At 36.2% G+C, this 6,500-nt stretch carries 4 protein-coding genes; 2 read left to right on the top strand and 2 right to left on the bottom strand.

Annotated elements, in window-relative coordinates:
- On the bottom strand, nt 1-2,584 hold a 2,584-nt coding region (locus ACTBZY_RS17795; RefSeq protein WP_463047707.1), incomplete at its 3' end, for a M43 family zinc metalloprotease.
- A 365-nt stretch (nt 2,585-2,949) separates the two neighbouring features.
- Here ACTBZY_RS17795 and ACTBZY_RS17790 point away from each other — a divergent pair.
- Entirely contained in the window at nt 2,950-3,759 is an 810-nt protein-coding gene (locus tag ACTBZY_RS17790) for a mechanosensitive ion channel family protein (protein WP_463047706.1), read from the top strand.
- 168 nt (nt 3,760-3,927) lie between these two features.
- On the top strand, nt 3,928-4,731 hold the full coding sequence (locus tag ACTBZY_RS17785; protein ID WP_463047705.1) for a mechanosensitive ion channel family protein: 804 nt from the start codon (nt 3,928-3,930) through the stop codon (nt 4,729-4,731).
- Between the two features lie 72 nt (nt 4,732-4,803).
- On the opposite strand, the gene ACTBZY_RS17780 is transcribed toward ACTBZY_RS17785, so the two are convergent.
- On the bottom strand, nt 4,804-6,243 hold the full coding sequence (locus ACTBZY_RS17780; protein ID WP_463047704.1) for a glycoside hydrolase family 32 protein: 1,440 nt from the start codon (nt 6,241-6,243) through the stop codon (nt 4,804-4,806).
- Nucleotides 6,244-6,500 lie beyond the last annotated feature (257 nt).

Here is a 6,500-nt window from a genome sequence, read left to right as displayed (position 1 = left end):
CTTTTTCTTTGACATCTGAAATTGGTATGCAGAAATCATTCTTCAAACTTGGCTCAATGGTAAATTTTATATCAACATCCCTTTTCCCACATGTGTTCTCCAAACCAACTATCTGGTATTTCCCCGCTGAAAGTTCCTTTACAGGTAGTTTATGGTTTTCGTCACATTCATATATGGTACCATCACTTAAATACATTTTAAAAGGGGTACTAACATTCGAATAGTCTAATAGACTTTTGCCTTGTTCGGCTTTTCCATAAACCGGCAAAATATCTATTTCCGGGCTAACTATAATTTGAAATTTATTACTTTTCTCACTAATAAAGTTCTCTAAGGAGACCACTCGAAAGTAATAAAAACCTGTTTCCTTTATCTCATCGCTTACTTTAAAGGATAATTGATCATTCACAAGAAATGCTTTAATTCTAGAAATTTCAATATCCAATTCATTATAAAGAATAACATCCGGTCTTTCAGAAAAAAAACTTCCGTGAACATCTATTTTAGTTGCAATTTCATCTCCAATGCACGAATTAGCACTACGAACCACACCAATATCTAGAATTTCTTTAATCTTGAAATCAAGCTCTCCTTTTAAATCAATATTTTGACAACCAAGATTAATTATTCCATCAATTGCAACCATTCCTGTGTCAACAGGTTTAAAAGACAGTTTAGGGTTTTCTCCAATAAGTAACTGCTTAGACTTGTCACTAAAACGTACCTCTATATTGCTCCTTGAAACCAAACCTTCTAGAGGTATTTCCACACTTTGTCCTCTGAAAATTTCAACCTTTCTAGATATATTTTTCTTGTAAGGTTTTGCCAAATATAATTTTTCACTTCGCAAAGGGTTGACAACTCCATTAAAACTAAACTCAATAAAGAACTCATCTGGTAAATCAGAAGATTCAGATGCCGACATAAATAAACGATCTGGCTCTTTCTCATAATCTTTTATTTCACGTAAGAAGTTACCATCTTTATTAATTACAGTTATTTTATTGATTTCCGGCAATCCTCCCAAGGAAAACATTTCAAACTCTTTCCGAGTATCTATACACCAATAATTTGATTCACATCTTACATCAACAAAAGTAGCAGTCGGAATATCCTTCAAAGTTATCTTCGCTTTCCCCTCTCCGGAGCCAAAGCCACATTGATTACTTACCGACTTAACATAAAGATTTCTACTTCCCTCGATGTCAACATTTTGCTTATTTAAACCTAACTGATTATAGACCGTATATTCAAACTGTAGACCAGTGCTGTCTGAAACTACAAAATCTGCAGCACCACCAAACACTTCTATAAAAAAATAAGCTCCTTCTCCTTTGAAAATTTCTATATCACCAGATATTTTAATTTTAGGAATATCCATTAAAAAGTATGACTGCTTTGAAGTATTCCCAAAAACACTTTCATCTTTTGTAACGACTTGTACATAAAATGGAAAATATATCTCAGGTATATCTTTAAAACTCACTTTCATAGGCGAGCTAATTCCCGAGCCGATTAAAATTCGTTCCTTGTTGTTTACCGAAATTAACCAAGCTTCAAAACCTGTCCCTTCATTCAAATTACTTTCAAAAGTCACAAAAGCTTCTTCGTCTCTGCAAATATCCCTTGCCTTCTCTCTATTATTGCCATCCACAATGGAACCTGTAATAATCTCACCTCTAGTTTCCTTTTGGCCAAGAATAGTATAACTCACGGATTTATTGGAAGAAGGTGCTAGTCTTCTAGCTATCCCATAAGACATCATATCAATTTGTCCTGCCGTAAAAACATTTCCACATCCGCGGTAATACGACATCATATTATTGGTTGCGGGAGTATACTGTACTCCATTCTTATCAAAAAAAGCATATGGAAAACTGCAGTCTAAACCGCCAATAATAAAGAGACGCCCATATGGGTCAGCTGGGGTGTCACAAAGCAAATCTCCTCCATATTCACAATTCGCCGCAATACCTCTAGTCACAAATTCTTCATCATTTGTTTTGTTACCCTGAAAAGTATGAAACAGCCCAAAATAATGTCCAAATTCATGAGGCAAAACCCTATAAATCATGTCATTTAGATTCTGATAATAAGAAAACACTCTATTGGTATTCTTATCATCATCTGGGAAATAAGAAAAGCCACCTATGGAAGAGGAAAAACTGTTAACCAAATATAGATTTACTGCGTTAGTTACATCAAACTGCTGTGCAACCTCTGATTCAAGTTCGGTGTCAAAATTGTAAAGTTCATCACTGTCGATATACACGGGATCATCCGTAAGAAAAAAAAAGCTTACTCCGATTGGAGCAAATTTATTATTCAATTCCGAAAGTGCTGAATTAAGTTCTCCTACCCCTATCCCCCCACTCCCGTCACTTTTTCTTATTATTTTAGTATGAACAGCAACGCTTATTTTGGTCTTTATCCTATTCTGGGTTAGTAAACCTTGGTTCAATAAACCTCTTACCTCATTGTAATATCTATCATTTTTGTCGAACGTTTTACAGTCTAGAAAGGTATCTGTTTGAGCAAAAAGAGCGTGGGTCAGAAAAAAAAAGAGAATAGCCTTAAAATTCATTTACTTCAGTGGATATTATTTGCATTTATTAGCATGCAAAATAAAACTGCCAGTCATATATGCCACATAAACGAGGAACTATTTTAAGGGAATTAAGACCAAAACTTATAATCTGTCATATATGAACAAAGGGTTTTTCCATTTTTTAAGTTTAGTGAGATTCATTATAGGAAGCACAAATTGGAAAAATAGAACAAACCCAGTACTAGGCTAAACTTCTTATTATTATAATCTATCATACAATTCTCCATTTTTAAGCCCCAAAATGCCCTTAAAGCACCTTTCTTGACACTTTTTCGATACAAAGACGGTTAGTTCCCGTAAGTAAAAGACAAACAACAAATAAAATCAAAAGAACGCAATTTATGCAGAAGTATATGGACCAGATAGTCTCCATGGCGATAGAATTTTTACCCAAAGTTCTATTGGCAATAGTAACTCTTATCATTGGTTTTTGGATTATCAATAAAATCACTGTAGCCTTTAAAAAGACCTTAGACAAAAGAGAGGTAGACGAGACCGTAAAGCCTTTCTTAATTTCGATAGTGAGCATAGGCTTAAAAATACTTTTAATCTTTAGTGCTGCAAGTATATTCGGCGTAGAAACGGCCTCCTTCGTTGCCGTTCTAGGTGCTTTAGCTTTTGCGGTAGGTATGGCACTTCAAGGAAGCCTAGGACACTTTGCTAGTGGCATTTTGCTTCTAATTTTCAAACCCTATCAAGTAGGAGATGTAGTAGAAATTAGTGGAAAAATAGGTAAAGTAGAGGCTATACATATTTTTAATACCATTCTCATGACGCACGATAACAAGAAAGTAGTGATACCCAATGGCGTGGTAACCAGCGATGTTATCATCAATATTACTGGACAAGAAGAACAGAAGTTAGTGCTGACTTTTGGGATTGGTTATGGCGACGATATAGACAAAGCAAGAAATGTTATTAAACAAGTGATAGATAGCTGTCCAAATGTCCTAAGAGAAAAGCCAATTGATATTTTTGTGGCAGAATTGGCTGATAGCTCGGTCAATTTCTCTGTAAGATTTTGGGTTAAAAATGAGCATTATTGGGAAATCAACTTCTACATGCAAGAAAACATTAAAAAGGCTTTTGATAGAGAGGGAATTGAAATTCCGTTTCCGCAAAGGTCTGTGCATATTGAGAAGACCGCTTAAGGTCGTTCATCATTTTTGTGTGTCAAGGGAAGTGCCTAAAATGGGTACTTCCCTTTTTTTGTTTATAGAGTGTTACGGTTAAATAATGCCTTGACAAAATGACTTTCCAGAAAAATCGTCGTCTTAACAGCATTAAACACAATATTTCATTTAAACCTGTATACCAAAATGCAAAAATACACAGACCAAATTCTTAGCATGGCTATTGAGTACACCCCCAAGATACTTTTAGCCCTTATAACACTAATCGTTGGTTTTTGGATTATTAGAAAAATCCATAATATGTTAGAAAAGGCTCTTGACGCCAGAAATATTGACGTCACCGTCAAACCATTTTTGCTGTCGTTGGTAAGTATTGGTTTAAAAGTCCTTTTACTTTTTACCGTAGCAAGCATGTTTGGTGTAGAAACCGCTTCCTTTATTGCTATTTTGGGTGCCATGGCCTTTGCCATCGGAATGGCTCTTCAGGGCAGTTTAGGTCATTTCGCTAGTGGGGTCATGCTTCTTACTTTCAAGCCTTATAAAGTAGGCGACTTGGTAGAACTGAGCGGAAAAATAGGGGTTGTAAAAGCCATCCAAATTTTTAATACCATTTTAATAACACCGGATAATAAAACGATAACCATCCCAAATGGTGTAGTTACCAGTGACGTAATCACCAATATTTCTGGGCTGGGAGAAATTAGGGTAGATATGGTCTTTGGGATAGGATATTCTGACGACATAGACCGTGCTAGAGCGGTAATTCAGCAAGTGGCAGATAAATGCCCCAAAATTTTAACAAGCAAACCAGTAGATATTTTTGTCTGCGAACTGGGTGATAGCTCCGTGAACTTTGCGGTTCGTCCATGGGTGAAAAGCGAACATTACTGGGAAGTGCATTTCTATATGCATGAGCAGATTAAGAAAGAATTTGATGCGTCGAATATTGAGATTCCGTTTCCACAGAGAACGGTGCACTTGCAGAAGTGAGATTTCAGATTTAAACACTAGATTTTTAAAACAGCAAAGGCTTTCGGCCTTTGCTGTTTGATTTGAAAAAGTTTACCTCAAAGCAACCTCCACTTCATAACTAGTTGGGAAAATTTGATTTGTTATCACTTCTTCTCCGCCATTAATAAACACTTCCACCAAAGCCACATCAAAATAGATATCCAACTCTATCTCACCATTTTTAGGTGAAACCTTCACTTTTTCTACACTTGGAAAGGCTTTATTAAAACTTGTTTTACCAGACATTGTTCTATCAAAACTTAATTCGCCTTTTTCTAGGTCGTAAGAAAACAGAACAAACTCTTTTTTTGAGGCTGCTACTTTGAGCTCAAAACCTTTCTCTGACACGTCTCTTTTTACGTGCAGGTGAAAACTTGGTTCATCTAAACTCAATACCTCTGAATCTATCTCATAAGTTTTGATTTCTTCAGAAACAATTGGCTCACTTTTTAATCTATAAGTGTCATTACTAAATGTTAAAGACAATGCCCTTGGAAAAGAAAAAGTACCTCTAAAACCGACTGTTGGAATATCATTGGCATAAGCCCAGTTATTACCCCAACCCATAATTATGGGTTTATCGTGTTTTTTTGGCAAATTATTAAATGGAATGGCTGCGTAGAAATCTTTACCCTCATCTAATGCAAAAACGTCGTCTTGCTTCTGAACCGTAAAATTGACACCATCAAAATCACCCACAAAATACTGCATGCCCACAAAACCTTCCGTTTTATGACCAGAAGAAATTAACAAGACCCATTTTCCTTTATCCGAGCCCTCTATGGGCACCTTAAAAAGTGAAGGGCACTCCCAGATCTTTGTGGTATCACCCTGTTTTCCAAACTCACTCAATAGTGCCCAGTTTTTCAAATCTGCAGACTCGTAAAATTGAGCCATATATCCACGAGGCTTTACCACGGTCATTAACCAAGCTCCTCTTTGCTCATTCCAAATCACATTTGGGTCTCTAAAATCTTTTAGCCCAACATCAAGCACTGGATTTCCATCATAAAGCTTCCAAGTTCTTCCCTTGTCAGCACTATAACCTAGGCTTTGATGCTGTGCTATTCCAGTACCACTACTGTCAATATGCGACGTAAAAATAGCGACCATGCCTTTGGTAAAGCCTTCTTCAAAAAAGCCTGAAGTATTGGCGGAATCGACCACAGCAGAGCCAGAGAAAATCATGGTGGTAGTACCATCTCCATTATCAAATTCAGGAATAGCTAATGGTAAATGCTCCCAAGTTTTCAAGTCTGTGCTCACGGCATGCCCCCAACTCATATGTCCCCATTTATCTCCAAAGGGATTATATTGGTAGAAAAAGTGATATTCTCCATCTAGGTAAACCATCCCGTTGGGGTCGTTTGTCCAGTTTTCAGGTGGTGTAAAATGGTGAAGAGGTCTATAAGTTTGTGGCGAATTACTCTTTTCGCTAGCACAAGAAATAAATCCAAAAGCAAACGCTAAACACGCTAATATTTTTTTCATCTTTTATTAATATTTTGAGTCATGAGATCATCAATGTATTTTACTAAAATGCGAAAAAATGATGGCAGAAAATCCACCACCATTTAAAACGCATTCTAAATTAAATTTTAGTATCCCGGATTCTGTTTATATAAACCGTTCGTAAAAGTAATTTCAGCCTGAGGAATTGGTAAATATTCATCTCTTCCAGCTGTAAATTTCGCTGTATTCAAAAAGGTCCTCCTAGTTTTCTCTTTTGAGACATAATCATTTAAAAC

The sequence above is a fragment of the Arcticibacterium sp. genome (genome assembly GCF_055134445.1).
Note: the sequence above shows the minus strand (reverse complement) of the source record. Positions and strands in the feature narration are given on the sequence as shown.

What these genes read in the sequence shown, in the direction of transcription:
- ACTBZY_RS17790 (WP_463047706.1), top strand. Translation starts at nt 2,950, where the DNA reads ATGCAGAAGTATATGGACCAGATAGTCTCCATGGCGATAGAATTTTTA.
- ACTBZY_RS17785 (WP_463047705.1), top strand. Translation starts at nt 3,928, where the DNA reads ATGCAAAAATACACAGACCAAATTCTTAGCATGGCTATTGAGTACACC.
- ACTBZY_RS17780 (WP_463047704.1), bottom strand. Translation starts at nt 6,243, where the DNA reads ATGAAAAAAATATTAGCGTGTTTAGCGTTTGCTTTTGGATTTATTTCT.